This window comes from Streptomyces ambofaciens ATCC 23877, from assembly GCF_001267885.1.
GTDB classification, from domain to species: Bacteria; Actinomycetota; Actinomycetes; order Streptomycetales; family Streptomycetaceae; genus Streptomyces; species Streptomyces ambofaciens.
This window is the reverse complement of the sequence record NZ_CP012382.1, coordinates 1,927,828-1,941,458: the sequence shown is the minus strand read 5'-3', so window position 1 is coordinate 1,941,458 and position 13,631 is coordinate 1,927,828. Positions and strand designations below refer to the sequence as shown.

Genomic DNA, 13,631 nt, shown 5'->3' with positions numbered 1-13,631 from the left:
GGACCGGGCCGCTCCGGGTCAGATCCGGTCGAGCGGCAGGCCGACGTTCTCGCCGGGGTCCTCGTCCAGCGTGTCCGCCGCCTCGACCTCCTCGCGGGTGATGCCGAGGAGGTACAGGACCGTGTCCAGGAAGGGCACGTTCACGGCGGTGTGCGCCGCCTCGCGCACCACCGGCTTGGCGTTGAAGGCGACGCCGAGGCCGGCCGCGTTCAGCATGTCCAGATCATTGGCCCCGTCACCGATCGCCACGGTCTGCGACAGCGGCACGCCCGCCTCGGCGGCGAACCGGCGCAGCAGCCGGGCCTTGCCCGCACGGTCCACGATCTCCCCGGTGACCCGGCCGGTCAGCTTCCCGTCGACGATCTCCAGCGTGTTGGCCTGGGCGAAGTCCAGCCCCAGCCGTTCCTTCAGGTCGTCGGTGACCTGGGTGAAGCCGCCGGAGACGACCCCCACCTGGTAGCCGAGCCGCTTCAGCGTACGGATCAGGGTGCGGGCACCGGGCGTCAGCCGTACCTCGCTGCGCACCTTGTCCACCACGGAGGCGTCCAGCCCCGCCAGCAGGGCCACCCGCGCGTGCAGCGACTGCTCGAAGTCCAGCTCCCCGCGCATCGCGGCCGCCGTGACCTCCGCGACCTTGTCCTCGCAGCCGGCGTGCGCGGCGAACAGCTCGATGACCTCGTCCTGGATCAGTGTGGAGTCCACGTCCATCACGACCAGGCGCTGCGCCCGCCGGTGCAGCCCCGCCGACACGACGGCGATGTCCACACCCAGCGCCGCGGCCTCGGTGGCCAGCGCGGTGCGCAGCGGTTCGGTCTCCACGCCGGACACCGCGAACTCGACGGCGGTCACCGGATACTTCGCCAGCCGGAAAATGCGGTCGATGTTGCTGCCGGACTCGGTGATCCGGGCCGCTATGGCGGCCGTCGCCTCGGCGGTGAGCGGGTGGCCGAGCACCGTGACCAGGGACCGGCCGAGACCGCGCGGCCGGTTGTCGCCGATACCGGAGATGATCTCCGCCTGCATCTTCAGCGACTCCGCCCAGCTGTGGACGGTCGCCCGCAGATCCCCCTCCAGACCCTCGGGCGGCTCGGTCACGAGCGCGCACAGCACGATCCGGCCACGGGTGACGACCTGCTCGATGTCGACCACGTCGACGGAGTAGGCGGCGAGGGTGTCGAACAGGCCGGCCGTGATGCCCGGTCGGTCCTTGCCGAAGATCTTGACGAGAAGCGTGGGAACGTCAGAGGTCTGCGAAGCGCTCATGGTGGTCCAACCGTATCCGGCACTCGGTGCCTCCCGCCGCTGAGGTCCGCCTGACGGACAGCGCGGGGCGGCCGACGCCGGGCCCGACGCAGGCGGGGGCGGCCCTTCGTCCCACGGGCGGTGTGCGATGGGCTAGGGGCGGTGGACGGTCCGCCGAACGAGCCCGGGGGTCGGAGGACGTCGAGATCCTCAGCACGCGGTCCTCGACGGAGCCGCCACGCCGGGCCGGGGCCGGACCGGGGCCGCGCTGGGCCGGGGCTGCTCGGGGCTGGGCTGAGCCCGGCCGGGTCGGGCCGAGCGGGACTGCGCCGAGCTGGGTCGGGCTCGGCTGAGCTGCGTCGGGCTGGGCCGCGCCAGGGCCGAGCTCGGTCGAAGCGACCGAGCTCAGCCCGCCGGGCTCAGCCGGGCCGATCGGCTCGGCCGTTGCTCTCACCGCCCGCCCCTGGGGCGCCGCGGGGGCGCCGGAGGCGGGGGAGGCGGCGGAGGCGGGTCCTCGCCCCAGCGGCCCTGTGCACGGTCCCCCGGGCGCGCGCCGGGCCGCGGAGGACGCCGCGGCGTTTCCGGCGACGGTGCCCCGGCCACGGTGGGGGCGTCGTGGACGCCGTCACCCGGCCGCCGCTCGCCGTGGTCGGGCTGCTCCTCGCCACCGCCTCCCCCCTGCGAGCCACCCCGGCTGTGCCCTGCGCCTTCGGGTCCCTGCCCCGAGGGCCCGTGCCCCGGCCGGACGTCACCGGGCCCCTGCCCTGACGGACCGCGCCGCTCCTGCTGGGCGTGGCCGGGCCCCTGCCCCGGCGTGCCGCGAGGCTCCTGCCCCGGGTAGCCGGGCGACGGTCCCGGCGCACCGCTCCACCCCTGCCCCGAGCTGCCGGGCCCCTGCCCCGAGCTGCCGGGCCCCTGCCCCGAGCTGCCGGGCCCCTGCCCCGAGCTGCCGGGCCCCCGCCCAGCGCTGCCGGGCACCTGTCCCCACGCGTCGCGCGACCCCGGCCCCGTATCCCCGCTCGGCCGGCGCGGGGGAGCCGGTCGTCCGGTACCAGGTGGCCACCCCGCCCCCTCGGGCGCTGACGGAGTGGGGGACCCGGGCGGTCGCGCGTCTTCGGGCCCGCGCGCCTCCTCCGGGGCCCGCGGATACGGAGGGGTGCCGGGACCGGGCGGACGGTGCGGAACACCCGGCCCGTACGGCTCCAGGGGCGGCCCCGCGTAACCCACAGCGCCCGCACCCCCGCCCACCCAGCCCGCCCCGCCTACCCCGCTCACCCCACCTGCCGCGCCCGCCGCGCCCACCCCGGACACCCCGGCACCCCGTGCCAACGCCGTGGCGCGTGCCCCGGTCGCCCCGGTCGCCCGTGCCAGCAGCGCCCCGGCGAACCCCGCCGCCGCACCCCACACGGCGCCCAGCAGCAGTGCCGCGCCCAGATGGCCGTGCAGGTCGATGCCCGCACCGAAGGCGTCGACGCCGAGGACCGACAGCGAGGCGTCCACGGACACCTCCGTCAGCCGGGCCAGCAGGAGCAAGGCCGGCGCGGTCGCCAGACCCAGCCGCAGCGCGCACCGCGCGGCGAGACCGGGGGAGCGCGCGTCGTCCGGTGCCACCGGTGTCCGTACCGCCGTCAGCACCCCGGCCAGCAGCATCATCAGCACCACCGCCACGCCCAGCAGCCACACCCGTCCGTCCAGCTCGGCCAGCCGCCCGAGCGTGACCGGCTCGTCGGCGCCTGCGGTCAGCAGCTCGTCCAGCGGGTCGGGCAGGACCCGGACCAGCTCACCGGTGGCCCGCCCCTCCCACGGCACGAGCAGGCCGATCGGAACGCCCAGCCAGACCCCGTTCGGCGCGCCCAGCAGCGCCGCCCCGGCGATCCGTCGCGGATGGTCGTCGCCGATCGCCGCGTAGGCGGCCGCCGCGATGCCGGCCGCCACCGCCGTCAGCGCGACCGTGACCAGGGCGGACACGGCCGGCCGCACCACACGGTGCACGACCTCACACCCACGCGGCAGGGGAGTGCGGCGCGAGGCCAGCAATGCGATCAGCAGAACCCCGGCGGACCAGACCAATCCCCCCAGCAACGTCGGCACCGTGTCGACGGTGAAGCCGACCGCGGCCTCGGCGCCGACGAGATCACCGATCCGGTCGGGCAGCAGCCCCCCGATGTCCCCGATGTCCCCGACACCCGGAATCTCGACGCCACCGCCACCGCCACCGCCACCGCCACCGCCAGCGCCACCCCCGCTCCCGTCACCACCAGGCAGGTCGTCGAGACCCAGCGAGCCGCCGTCGATCGTGACGACGTCGTGCCCCACCCAGGCCAGCCCGCCCGTCATCGCCACGAACAGGGCGATCACCGCACCCGCGCGCGCGAGGAGTTCGGCCGGCGCGACCACAACTCCGGCCAGGCGCAGGGACCGTAGGAAGAAGAAGGTCAGGAACAGGGCACCGACCAGGCCGACGCCCAGTGGCGTGATCTCGATGGCCGTGTGCGCCTCCGCCCCTTTCAGTCCGAAGGCGGACACATCTCCGGCCGGCGTCACCGCGCCACCCGCTCCCAGGGCCACGACCGCCGCGGTCATCGGCCCCAGCGAACCGGCGGCGTCCGCCCCCAGCAGATGCAGCCCGAGGGCCGCCGTACCCGCCATCCCGATCAACGCCCAGCTCACAGAGGCGATCGCCGACATCAGGACGTCACCCCAGGGCACCCTCGTCCCGTACCCCTCGGCGGTCGTGTTCGTGGACGCGCTCATGGGCAGACCCCCCGATCCGCGACGCGGCGGAGCTGCCGCGCATGTCCCTCTCGCGTGGATTACCACTCTCCGGACAGGTTTCAACCCCCTCGGCGGAAACGGGGGCTGGGCGCCTACGCGGTCTTCACAAGGCCCGACTTTCGGTCAGGGGGCCGAGCCTGAAATAGTTCCCCCCGATGTTCGACATCCCTAGACTCCCCGCGACGGGGGTACATCGGGGGACAACTCAGTGGGGCATGGAGTGCCGGAACTCGTACTGGAATCAAATGGACGGACCTGGACGCTCGATCCGTCCCGGTCATACGCGCTCGGGCGCGATCCGCAGGGGGAACTTGTCTTCGACGACGCCAGGGTCTCCTGGCGGCACGCCACGATCAGCTTCGACGGCCGCGTCTGGGTCGTCGAGGATCACGGCAGCACCAACGGCACGTTCGTGCACGGTCAGCGGATCCAGCGGACGGAGCTCGGCGCCGGCTCGGTGCTGAACCTCGGTAACGCCACCGACGGGCCGCGCGTGAGCCTGACCGGCGCCCAGGCCGCCGCCGCCACGCCGCAAGCCCAGCCGCAACAGCAGCCGTACGCCGCGCAGGAGCCGCAACACCAGACGCCGCAGCACCAGACGCCGCAGCATCAAGCTCCGCAGCACCAGGCCCCGCACCACCACCAGCCCGCGCCGCACGCGCAGCAGCAGGCCGGCTGGCAGCAGCAGCAGCCGCAGCCGCAGCAGGGCGCGCCGCACTTCCCCCAGCAGCAGGGACCCGGTGGCGCGGCGGGGGCGCCGCCGGTGCACGGCGACCGCAGCCCGACCACGTTCCACCAGTTCTCGCTCGGCCGCGTGATGCGCATCGGCCGCGCCCTGGAGAACGAGCTGGTCGTCTCCGACCTGCAGGTCTCCCGCAACCACGCGGAGTTCCACTCGACGCCCGACGGGCGCATGGAGATCCGCGACCTGGGTTCGCACAACGGCACGTACGTCAACGGTCAGCCGATCGCCAAGGGCGGCTCCCAGCTGCTCGGTCCGACCGACGTCGTCGGCGTCGGCCACTCGACGTTCCGGATCGTCGGGGACCGGCTCGAGGAGTTCGTCGACACCGGTGAGGTCTCCTTCTCCGCCCGCCACCTGACCGTCACGGTCGACGGCGGCAAGCAGATCCTCAAGGACGTCTCCTTCGGCGTACCCGAGAAGTCGCTGATCGCGGTCATCGGCCCCTCCGGCTCCGGCAAGTCGACCCTGCTCAAGGCGCTCACCGGCTACCGGCCCGCCGACCAGGGCGAAGTGCTCTACGACAACCGCAACCTGTACAAGCAGTTCGCCGAGCTGCGGCAGCGCATCGGTCTGGTCCCGCAGGACGACATCCTGCACAAGGAGCTGACCGTCAAGAAGGCCCTCAAGTACGCGGCGAAGCTCCGCTTCCCGGCCGACACCACGGCCGCCGAGCGCGACGCCCGCATAGACGAGGTGCTGCGCGAGCTCAAGCTGGACATCCACCGGGACAAGAAGGTCACCTCCCTGTCCGGCGGCCAGCGCAAGCGCGTGTCCGTCGCCCTGGAGCTGCTCACCAAGCCGTCGCTGATCTTCCTGGACGAGCCGACCTCCGGCCTCGACCCGGGCATGGACCGCGACGTCATGCAGCTGCTGCGCGGCCTGGCCGACGACGGCCGTACGGTCCTCGTCGTCACCCACTCCGTGGCCGAGCTGGCGATCTGCGACAAGCTCCTGGTGATGGCGCCGGGCGGCTCGGTGGCCTACTTCGGTCCGCCGGAGGAGGCGCTGAACTTCTTCGGTTACGACACCTGGGCCGACGTCTTCTCCGCCTTCGAGAACTACCGCGACTACGACTGGGCGGGCCGCTGGAAGGGCTCGCAGCACTACCAGATGTACGCCGCGGACATCGACGCCGTCGCGCCGCAGGCCGTACAGGTGCCCGCCATGCACGCGATGAAGCCGCCGAAGCCGCAGGGCTGGATGTCGCAGTTCGTCACGCTGGTGCGCCGCTATGTCTCGGTGATCGTGTCCGACAAGGGCTTCCTCGCCCTGATGGTGATCCTGCCGGCCGTGCTGGGGGCGGTGAGCCTGCTCATCGACGCCGACAAGGGTCTGCTGCCCAACCCGGCCAATCCGCAGACCGGCCGGATCATCCCGAACGGCACCGCGACCACGGTGCTCCTGATCCTCGCGGTCGGTGCCTGCTTCGCGGGCGCCGCGAACTCGGTCCGCGAGCTCATCAAGGAACGGGTGATCTACGAGCGGGAGCGCGCGACCGGCCTGTCGCGCTCGGCGTACCTGATGTCCAAGGTGTTCGTGCTCGGCATGATCACCGTGCTGCAGGGCCTGCTGGTCGGCGTCATCGGCTTCGCCACCCGGGAGATCCCGGAGGAGGGGCTGGTCCTCGGCGGCCTGACCCTCGTCGAGCTGTCGCTGCCGATCATGGCGCTGGGCTTCACCTCGATGATGTTCGGTCTGATCATCTCGGCGCTGGTGAAGACCGCCGAGAAGACCATGCCGCTGCTGGTGATGTTCGCGATCATCCAGGTCGTCTTCACCGGCTGCCTCTTCGCCCTGAACGGCGCGGTGGGCGTCAACCAGTTCTCGTACCTGATGCCCTCGCGCTGGGCGGTGGCCGCGGCCGGCGCCACGCTGGACTTCAACCGGATCAGCCCGCCCGAGCAGGGGGCCGAGAACGACCCGCTGTGGGAGCACACCGTCGGCGCCTGGGCCATGGACATGACCGCGCTGATCGCCCTCGGCGTGATCTGCGGGTTCTTCGTGGCGCGCTTCCTGCGCCGCCACGAGCCGGAGGTCATGCGCAAGTAGACCGCGATCCCACGCCCCGAAGGGCGGCACCCCGTCAGGAGGGTGCCGCCCTTCGGCGTACCGGTTCGAGCCGGCGTGAAGAGGTCCGCGCTGACCTCAGTACGCGCTGTCGACGTTGTCCATGGTGCCGTACTTGTCCGCGGCGTAGTTGCACGCGGCGACGATGTTGGCGACCGGGTCGTAGATGTTCTTCGAGGTGCCGGGCACGTGGTAGGCCTCGAACGTCGGCGGGATGACCTGGAGCAGGCCCTTCGACGGGATGCCGTTGATGGCGTTGATGTCCCAGTCGTTGATGGCCTTCGGGTTGCCGGAGGACTCCCGGATGATGTTGCGGTGGATGCCCTCGTAGGAACCGGGGATGCCGTGCTTCTTCATGATGGCCCGGGCCTCGCGGATCCAGCCGTCCAGGTTGTTCGGGTAGGACTTCTTGACCTCGGTGCGCTGGGCGGACCGGCTGGCGGTCTCCTTGGCCTCGCGCTTGGCGGCGGCCTTCTCGGCTGCCGCCTTCTTCGCCGCGGCGGCCTTCTTGGCGGTCGCGGCAGCCTCCTTCTTCGCCTCGATGGAGGCGACCTTCTGGCTGGCACCGGCGAGCTGGCCGGTGACGCCGGCGTGCACGTCCTGGATCTGCTTCGTGCTGTACGCCACCTTGGCCGTCGGAGCGGCCTCGCTCGTGGTCGTCTGCCCGCTGGCCGGGACCGCGGTGAGCGCGACGGCGGCGGCGCCGAGCGTGCCGACACCGGCGATCGCGAGCTTGTGGGTGCGGTTCAGGGGACGACTATGACCACGGGTGAAGATGTTCTTGGGCATGGCGGGATAGACCTCTTCGAATAGCGCGGAGGTCGCTCTCGTCCGGTGGGGACAGGGATGCTTCCGGCACAAACGCCGCGGGGCGACAACCCACGGCGCTGAGCGACGAGAGCAATTCTTAGCGGCCGCAAAATCCGGAGGCAAAGGTGTGACGTACGATCCCGGGTAGTGGATCAGGGAAGGGCAAAACGGGGCAGACTGGACCGTCTGCCCCGCTCAAAACGGACGAGTCGTTCTCCTACTCCCCTTCGTACGTGACGTGCGCCCTATGCGAGGGCTCACATCCACCCCCCGCCGTTCTCACGATTGGTTGCTGAAGCAATGCAGTGCGTGAGGGGCTTGGTGGCGCCCTCCTACGGCAGGAGGAGATGGGCGTCGCCGAACTCGTGCCACAGGTAGCGCCCCTTCATCGCGGCCTCGTGCCCCCGGTCGATCGCCGCCCGCCCCGCCACCGCCTCCAGCATCAGGAGATGCGAGGCCTCGGGGTCGTGCAGCCCCGTCAGCAGACCGTCCACCGCCCGCACCCCGCGCTCCGGCGTCACGACCAGGTCGGTCCACCCGGCCCGGGCCCGTACGACCCCGTCCGCGCCGGCCGCCGACTCCACCGCCCGCACGGCCGTCGTCCCCACGGCCACGACCCGCCCGCCGCCCGCCCTGGCCGCGTTGACCAGCTGCGCCGACGCCTCCGGCACCACGAACCGCTCCGGATACGGCGGCTCGTGCGCCTCGGCCGAGGCCACCCCCGTGTGCAGCGTCACCGGCGCGAACTGCACCCCGCGGCTCACCAGCTCCGCCACCAGCCGCGCCGTGAAGGGCCGCGCCGCGCTCGGCATCTCCGCGCTGCCCGCCCCGTCCTCGGACGGCAGCGCGAAGACCGTCCGGTACACGGACAGCGGCTGGTCCCGCTCCGTGTAGGAGTAGCGGATGGGCCGCCCGTGCTCCCGCAGCACCACGGGCACGTCGGCCCCCGAGACCCGCGCCCACCACAGCCGCTCCCCACGCGCGCTCAGCGGCTCCTCCAGCACCAGACGCGCCCCCTCCGGCAGCCGCACCTCCGTCCCCCGCAGGGAGCCGGCGCGGCCCCCGCCGCCGTCCGCCGGAGGAGGCGCCTGTCGCTCTTTCCCCGCGCGCGTCCCCGCACGCGCGCGGGGACGCGTGGTGCCCCTGCCATCGGGGTCCCGCAGCTCCACCGCCCACCGGCCGTCGTCCCCTCGCGTCGAGAAGTGCACCACCACGGGCGCGCGCCCGATGTGCCCGTCGACGGCGGCGGCCAGCGTCACGGACGTGTTGACGACGAGCAGGTCCCCGGCCCGCAGCAGCCCGGGCAGCTCCCGGAACCCGTGATGCGACACCTCGGTGCCGCGCGACACCAGCAGCCGTACGCCGTCCCGGTCCAGCCCCGGCCCCCGCTGCTCGACGGGCACCCGGGCCGACAATTCCTCCGGTACGCGCAGCACGAGGGTCATCGCACTCCCTCCAGCAGCGCCACAGCCCCGTACCGCCCGCCGGCCGGCCGCTCGTCCAGCAGCCGCAGGAGCGCCGGCACGACACGCACCGGATCGGGCCGCGGATCGTCGTCGTCCGGTACGGCCGCCGCGTACAGGTCGGTGGCCATGTCCCCGGGATCGACCGCCCAGACCCGCAGCCCCGGCTCCTCGGCGCCCAGCACCGCCGCCAACTGGTCCAGGGCCGCCTTGGAGGCCCCGTAGCCGCCCCAGGTCTCGTACGCCTCCGCCGCGGCGTCCGAGCTGACCGTCAGCACCGCGCCCGCCGGAGCCACCCGCAGCAACGGCAGCGCCTCCTGGACCAGGCCCAGGGCGGCCACGACGTTCACCTCCAGGGCCCGCCGCAGCCCGTCCAGCGGCAGCTCCTCCAGCCGTACCAGCGGCTCCGCGCCCAGCGCGCTCGCGTTGCTGACCAGCAGGTCCACCCCGCCCAGCCGCCAGGCCGCCGAGACCAGAGCGGCCCGGTGCCCCGCGTCGGTGACATCCCCCGGCAGCGCCGTCACGCGCGTGCCGTACGCCTCCAGCGCCGTCGCGGCCTCCTTGAGCACCTCCGGCGTCCTGGCGTCCAGCACCAGGTCCCAGCCCCGTTCCGCCAGGGCCTCGGCGAGCGCGCGGCCCAGCCCCTTCGAAGCCCCCGTGATGATCGCAACCGGCATGATCCACGTCCCCTCGTCGTCCACGCCCTCCCGGTCGGTCCGGCGTGATCCTCAACGTAGGGACCGGGCCGCACCGGCCGCCTCGGGCAGGGGCCGCAACCGTGCGGGGGCCTTCGCCCTAGGACCGGCGGACGGGACCTCCGGCCTAGGCCCACCGCCCTAGGCGACGGCGGCCACAGGTCCGATCCCGGTGTCACCCCCCGCCGGTACCGTGAGGACATGAGTCACGGCCCCCGGTCCGGCCTCGCCGCGGTGAGCTCCGCGCTGCTGGCCATGAGCAGGCACCTCGAGGTGCGCGACGTCCTCAAGACGATCGTCGCCTCGGCCCGCGAGCTGCTCGACGCGCAGTACGCGGCGCTCGGCGTCCCCGACGACCACGGAGGCTTCGCCCAGTTCGTCGTCGACGGCGTCAGCGACGAGCAGTGGAAGGCCATCGGCCCGCTGCCCCGCCAGCACGGCATCCTCGCCTCGATGCTGCGCGAGGCGAGGCCCGAGCGCCTCGGCGACGTCCGCAAGGACCCCCGCTTCGAGGGCTGGCCCTCCGCCCACCCCGACCTCGTCGACTTCCTGGGGCTGCCGATCCGCGACGGCGAGGAGGTCATGGGCGCCCTCTTCCTCGCCAACAAGAACTGCCCCAAGCCCGAGGGCGGCTGCGGCTTCACCGCGGACGACGAGGAACTGCTGGGCATCCTCGCCCAGCACGCCGCCATCGCCCTCACCAACGCCCGCCTGTACGAACGCAGCCGCGAGCTGACCATCGCCGAGGAACGCTCCCGCCTCGCCCACGAACTGCACGACGCCGTCAGCCAGAAGCTGTTCTCACTGCGCCTGACCGCCCAGGCCGCCGCGACCCTGGTCGACCGCGACCCCGCGCGCGCCAAGGGCGAACTGCAGCAGGTCGCCGCGCTCGCCGCGGAAGCCGCCGAGGAGCTGCGCGCCGCCGTCGTCGAGCTGCGTCCCGCCGCCCTGGACGAGGACGGCCTCGTCGCCACCCTCCGCACCCAGATACAGGTCCTCGACCGCGCCCACAGCGCGCGCGTCACCTTCGCCGGCCACGGGGTCAAGGCCCTGCCCGCCGCCCAGGAGGAGGCATTGCTGCGCGTCGCCCAGGAAGCGCTGCACAACGCCCTGCGGCACTCCTCGCCGGAACACGTCGCCGTGACCCTGCACCGGCGAGGCGCCGCGACCGTGCTGCGCGTCACCGACGACGGCAGCGGCTTCGACCCGCGCACGGCCCGCCGCGCCGGACGCCACCTGGGCCTGGTCTCGATGCGGGACCGGGCGAACGGCGCCGGGGGCACGCTGACCGTCGAATCGGCGCCCGGCAAGGGCACCACGATCGAGATGGAGGTCCCAGGTGGCTGACGCAATCAAGGTGCTGCTCGTCGACGACCACCAGGTGGTCCGCCGGGGCCTGCGCACCTTCCTGGAGGTGCAGGACGACATCGAGGTGGTGGGCGAGGCCGCGGACGGCGCCGAAGGGGTCGACCGCGCCGAGGAACTGAAGCCCGACGTGATCCTCATGGACGTCAAGATGCCGGGCATGGACGGCGTCGAGGCGCTGCGCAGACTCCGTGAGCTCGACAACCACGCGCGCGTGCTGATCGTCACCAGCTTCACCGAGCAGCGCACCGTGGTCCCGGCCCTGCGCGCCGGAGCGGCGGGATACGTCTACAAGGACGTCGACCCCGACGCCCTCGCGGGCGCCATCCGCTCCGTGCACGCCGGCCACATCCTGCTCCAGCCCGAGGTCGCGGGCGCCCTGCTCTCCCAGGAGGAGGGCAACTCGGGCCAGGGCAGAGCGGGCTCCCTCACCGAACGGGAGCGTGAGGTGCTGAGCCTCATAGCGGACGGCCGCTCCAACCGGGAGATCGCCCGCGCGCTCGTGCTCTCCGAGAAGACCGTCAAGACCCACGTCTCGAACATCCTGATGAAGCTCGACCTCGCGGACCGCACCCAGGCCGCGCTGTGGGCCGTGCGACATGGTGTGACCGGCTGATCCGTACGCGCGTACGCGACGGCAACCTGGAGGGTTCCCTTCCGGTCCGAGATTCATACCGTCGTGGGAATGTCCCCCATATGGCGCATCCTCCGCGCGCCCCGGCCGTTCTCCAGTGCGTGCCGCGGCGACTGCCGCGGCGATCGCGAGGAGGGCTTGTAAGTGAAGAACCTGAAGAAGGCAGCGGCCGTGACGATGATGGCCGGCGGGCTGATCGCCGCCGGCGCGGGCATGGCCTCCGCCACCGACGGCGCCGTCGCCCACGGCGAGGCCATCGGCTCCCCGGGCGTCGCCTCCGGCAACGTCGTCCAGGCACCGATCCACATCCCGGTCAACGCCGTCGGCAACAGCGTCAACGTCATCGGCGTCCTGAACCCGGCCTTCGGCAACCTGGGTCTCAACCACTGACCCGACGCGGCACCCCGCACCAGACCCCCGGCCTCCCGGCCCCACCCGGGAGGCCGGTCGCACACCCACCCACGACCGCCACACCCCCCAACCACGGCCGCCCACACCCCGCCGGAGCGAGGCCGCCCACACCCGGTCGGCCACGCCCCGTCACAGTCACGGCCGCTCGCGCTTCGCCGGGGCAAGGCCGCGCCTACCGCGCCGCAGTCACGGTCGCCTCCACCCCGCCGCAGTCACGCCCGACCGCATGCCGCCGGCGCTGCGGACGTCGTTCCCCTCGCCGTAGCTGCGGGCAGCAGTGCCGCTGGGGCGGCACGGGTGGGCGCGGCGGCACCCGGCGAACGCCCGGCCGCGACGCCCACCCCCGCCCCGCACTCACCCCGCTCACTCCACCGAGCGACGCCACCGGACCCCGACCCCGCCCCTCCGAGGGACGCACCACCCATGGGCCTCGCCCACAAGGAATGCGACCGCATCTCACGAGTCCCCGCGGTACAAGAAACGTCACCGCAACCCCCCGGACCCCGCCCCCCGAGGGACGTCACCGCGCCCCCTTCTCCCGCTCCTCCACAACGGAGTTGTACGCCGCGACCTGCGCCCGCCGAGCCGTCCGCTCCACCGGCCGCAACGCCTCCCACCGCGCCGCCATCTCGGAGGCGCTCACCGCACCCCCGTGTCCGTTCTCACACGCCAGCGACACCAACGCCCCCACCCGCTGCGCCAGCTCCAGCACCCGTACCGCCCGCGGCGGATACCCCGGCGCCAGCACCTCCCGCCCTCGCTCGGCCCGCGCCCGATAAGCCGCCACGGCCGCCTCGGCCACCGGCCCCGACCCGGCCACGTCCAGCCGCGTCAGCACCTCCGTCGCGTCCCGCAACGCCTCCGCCAGCTCCCGCTCCGCCTCCCCGAGAGCGGGCACGTCGGCGGGCGGCGCCTCCCGCACCGGCAGGCAGTGCCAGACGACCTCGACATGCACATCACCCTCGGGCCCGGCCTCGTACACCTCCGGCACCAGCCCGAGCGCGGCACCGTGGCAGATCACCGCCTCCTCGGCCTCCAGCGCCCGCGCGTTGAAGTCCGGCGGCCCGCTCAGCCCCAGCGGATGCCCCGGCGCGGGCAGCGCGACCCGCAGTCCGGTCGCCCCGAGCGTCCGCAGCCGCCCCAGCGCCAGTGTGAGACCCACCGGCGCCGACTCACCCGGCAGATCCTCCACCCGGTGCACCGCGTCGTCGCCGACGATCGCCACCGCGGCGTCGTCCGGCGAGACCATTCCGGCAATAAGGGCATTTCCCCAGGCGGCAAGGCGCCCTGCGCGTGGTTCCGAGAGCATCCCCCCACCCTAAGGACCGGACCGATGGAACGGTGCGGCCGACCGGTGGCGTAGATTTCCTGGAGGGCCTGCGCCCACCGGCGCGGCGGCCCGAGCCCACAGGCGTATGCGACAG

Annotated in this window: 10 protein-coding genes; 4 read left to right on the top strand and 6 right to left on the bottom strand. The window is 73.3% G+C overall.

Annotated elements, in window-relative coordinates; all coding sequences use genetic code 11:
• Nucleotides 1-18: 18 nt before the first annotated feature.
• Both serB and SAM23877_RS08740 read right to left on the bottom strand, forming a co-directional pair.
• Complete coding sequence (gene serB / locus SAM23877_RS08745; RefSeq protein ID WP_053128610.1) at nucleotides 19-1,263, bottom strand: phosphoserine phosphatase SerB; 1,245 nt, start codon at nucleotides 1,261-1,263, stop codon at nucleotides 19-21.
• Between the two features lie 429 nt (nucleotides 1,264-1,692).
• Nucleotides 1,693-3,996, bottom strand: a complete 2,304-nt coding sequence (locus tag SAM23877_RS08740; protein WP_053128608.1) for a streptophobe family protein — start codon at nucleotides 3,994-3,996, stop codon at nucleotides 1,693-1,695.
• Nucleotides 3,997-4,237: 241 nt separating this feature from the next.
• On the opposite strand from SAM23877_RS08740, the gene SAM23877_RS08735 reads away from it, so the two are divergent.
• The gene (locus SAM23877_RS08735; protein ID WP_174532201.1) at nucleotides 4,238-6,811 is read left to right on the top strand and encodes an ABC transporter ATP-binding protein/permease; all 2,574 of its coding nucleotides are present in this window, start codon (nucleotides 4,238-4,240) and stop codon (nucleotides 6,809-6,811) included.
• Nucleotides 6,812-6,907: 96 nt separating this feature from the next.
• Here SAM23877_RS08735 and SAM23877_RS08730 read toward each other — a convergent pair whose 3' ends face one another.
• The 3 genes from SAM23877_RS08730 to SAM23877_RS08720 form a co-directional block, all read right to left on the bottom strand.
• Nucleotides 6,908-7,618 (bottom strand): transglycosylase SLT domain-containing protein, encoded by a 711-nt coding sequence (locus SAM23877_RS08730; protein ID WP_053128604.1) that lies wholly within the window; start codon nucleotides 7,616-7,618, stop codon nucleotides 6,908-6,910.
• 353 nt (nucleotides 7,619-7,971) lie between these two features.
• A complete protein-coding gene (locus SAM23877_RS08725; RefSeq protein ID WP_053128603.1) occupies nucleotides 7,972-9,084 on the bottom strand; it encodes an S-adenosylmethionine:tRNA ribosyltransferase-isomerase in 1,113 nt (370 codons plus the stop codon).
• Entirely contained in the window at nucleotides 9,081-9,779 is a 699-nt protein-coding gene (locus SAM23877_RS08720; RefSeq protein WP_053142300.1) for an SDR family NAD(P)-dependent oxidoreductase, read from the bottom strand. Before SAM23877_RS08720 ends, SAM23877_RS08725 begins: the two co-directional genes overlap by 4 nt.
• Before the next feature lie 219 nt (nucleotides 9,780-9,998).
• On the opposite strand from SAM23877_RS08720, the gene SAM23877_RS08715 reads away from it, so the two are divergent.
• The 3 genes from SAM23877_RS08715 to chpE all read left to right on the top strand — a co-directional run bounded on the left by SAM23877_RS08715 (nucleotide 9,999) and on the right by chpE (nucleotide 12,186).
• Complete coding sequence (locus SAM23877_RS08715) at nucleotides 9,999-11,144, top strand: GAF domain-containing sensor histidine kinase (protein ID WP_053128601.1); 1,146 nt, start codon at nucleotides 9,999-10,001, stop codon at nucleotides 11,142-11,144.
• Nucleotides 11,137-11,778, top strand: coding sequence for a response regulator (locus tag SAM23877_RS08710; protein WP_053128599.1), 642 nt, complete (start codon nucleotides 11,137-11,139; stop codon nucleotides 11,776-11,778). The genes SAM23877_RS08715 and SAM23877_RS08710 overlap by 8 nt, the downstream gene beginning before the upstream one ends.
• Nucleotides 11,779-11,940: 162 nt before the next feature.
• Nucleotides 11,941-12,186 (top strand): chaplin ChpE, encoded by a 246-nt coding sequence (gene chpE / locus SAM23877_RS08705; protein ID WP_053128597.1) that lies wholly within the window; start codon nucleotides 11,941-11,943, stop codon nucleotides 12,184-12,186.
• 541 nt (nucleotides 12,187-12,727) lie between these two features.
• Here the strand turns inward: chpE and SAM23877_RS08700 are convergent.
• Entirely contained in the window at nucleotides 12,728-13,516 is a 789-nt protein-coding gene (locus SAM23877_RS08700; protein WP_053128595.1) for a hypothetical protein, read from the bottom strand.
• Nucleotides 13,517-13,631: the final 115 nt, after the last annotated feature.